Here is a 1,893-nt window from a genome sequence, read left to right as displayed (position 1 = left end):
GGCGCTGGTCGGCGTGTTCCAGGTGCACGGCACGGAGGTGGCCGTGGTGGACGATCCCTGGGGCAACGACGCGCGCCCGCAGGCCGATGCGCTCGTCACGCGCCGGCGCGGGATCGCGCTCGGCGTCGTCACCGCCGACTGCGCGCCGGTGCTGTTGCTCGATGCCAATGCCGGCGTGATCGGTGCCGCGCATGCCGGCTGGCGCGGCGCCCTCGCCGGCGTGCTGGAGGGGACCGTGGCCGCGATGGAACGGCTCGGTGCGGCGCGCGCGCATATCGAAGCAGCGGTCGGCCCGACGATCGGCCCGGCAAGCTACGAGGTCGCGGCCGACTTGCGCACCGCCATGCTCGCTACCGATCCAGCATACGAACGCTTTTTCGCGGACGGCGAGCGGCCGGACCGTTGGCGCTTCGACCTGCCGGGGTTCTGCGCCGCGGCACTCGCGCGCGCCGGCATCGCCCGCGTGCGCGATCTCGGCCTCGACACCTATGCCGCACCGGCGCGCTTCTTCAGCTATCGCCGTGCGACGCACGAGAGGGCCGGGCCCATCGGCCACCAGCTCTCCGCAATCGCGCTCGGCTGAACCGTGCTACACGAGTCGCCCATGCCCTATGTCTGGATGTTTGTCATCCTCCTCTGCGTCGGCATGCTCGCCACCTGCGTCGTGACATGAGACGGCTTCTCGCCCTGCTGCTGCTTGCCGGCTGCGGCCCGGTCCAGCTTCCGTTCGTGGAAGTGCCGATGCCGTTCGAGCGCCGACCGGGGGCGACCGCGCGCGACGGACTGACGCGGCCGCCTCCCGCGCGCATCGTCGTGCCGCCCTCGACCACGCTCGGTCTGCCCGAGGAGGACGCGCGCCGCTTCGCCGCGTCGTTGGCCGAGGCGCTGCAGGCGCAGGAGCTGCCGGTCACCGCCGCCGATATCCCCAGGCCCGACTACCGGCTGCTGGTCGCGGGCGAGACCGCGGCCGGGCAGGTCCGTCTCACCTACACGCTCGTGGATGCGGCGGGCGCGCCGATCGGCGCGGCAGGCGGCCCGCGCGCGGTGCCTGCTGCCGCCTGGTCGCGCGCCGAAGACGCGACGTTCCGCGCCGCTGCCGGCGAGGCCGCGTCCGGGATCGCGGCGATGCTCGCGCGTGCGGACGCGGCTTCGCGCCGGATGGAGCCCGATCAGCTTGCCTCGCGCCTGCCGACGGTCCGCATGAACGGTGTCGCCGGCGCGCCGGGCGACGGGAACCGATCGCTCGACCGCGCGATCCGTTCAGCACTCGCCAAGGAGGGGGTGCTGGTGCAGGAAGGCGCGGCGGAGGGGGAATTCGCCCTCTCTGGCCGCGTGGATGTCACGGCCCTGCCCCGGCGGCAGCAGCGGGTGGAGATCTCCTGGATCGTCGCCCGCGCCGACGGCACCGAGCTCGGCAAGGTGAGCCAGCTCAACGAGGTGCCGGCCGGCACGCTGGACGGGCTCTGGGCCGACATCGCGCTGGTGGTGGCCGAACAGGCCGCGACCGGAGTCGCCGAGGTGATCCGCCGCGCCCGCAGCGGCGGCTGAGCTGGGTCGTGTGACAGCTGGTTTACACCCCCAGCCCCCGTTGCTAGGAACGCCGCGCCATCCCGCCCGCCAGCCCCGGGATCTGACCCCGCCATGAAGATCGTCGCCTGCAACTCGAACCGCCCGCTTGCCGAGGCGGTGGCCACGGCGCTGAACCTGCCGCTGACCAAGGCCTCTGTGCGGCGCTTCGCGGATATGGAGATCTTCGTCGAGATCCACGAGAACGTGCGCGGCGAGGACGTGTTCGTCGTGCAGTCCACCTCGTTCCCGGCGAACGACAACCTGATGGAGCTTCTGATCATGCTGGACGCGCTCCGGCGCGCCAGCGCACGGCGGATCACCACG

General features: G+C 72.7%; 3 protein-coding genes. All 3 read left to right on the top strand.

Annotated features, from left to right (window positions below; genetic code table 11):
- Positions 1–583: peptidoglycan editing factor PgeF (pgeF, locus tag ACTIFU_RS23615; RefSeq protein WP_439580775.1), on the top strand; the 583-nt coding region annotated here is incomplete at its 5' end.
- Positions 584–669: 86 nt separating this feature from the next.
- Positions 670–1,548 (top strand): hypothetical protein, encoded by an 879-nt coding sequence (locus ACTIFU_RS23610; protein ID WP_439580774.1) that lies wholly within the window; start codon positions 670–672, stop codon positions 1,546–1,548.
- 93 nt (positions 1,549–1,641) lie between these two features.
- On the top strand, positions 1,642–1,893 hold a 252-nt coding region (locus tag ACTIFU_RS23605; RefSeq protein WP_439580773.1), incomplete at its 3' end, for a ribose-phosphate pyrophosphokinase-like domain-containing protein.

Origin of the sequence: Elioraea sp. (genome assembly GCF_051860475.1) — a bacterium.
Classification (GTDB): Bacteria; Pseudomonadota; Alphaproteobacteria; order Acetobacterales; family Acetobacteraceae; genus Elioraea.
Note: the sequence above shows the minus strand (reverse complement) of the source record. Positions and strands in the feature narration are given on the sequence as shown.

Coding starts and splice junctions, on each gene's coding strand:
- ACTIFU_RS23610 (WP_439580774.1), top strand. CDS start 670: ATGAGACGGCTTCTCGCCCTGCTGCTGCTTGCCGGCTGCGGCCCGGTC.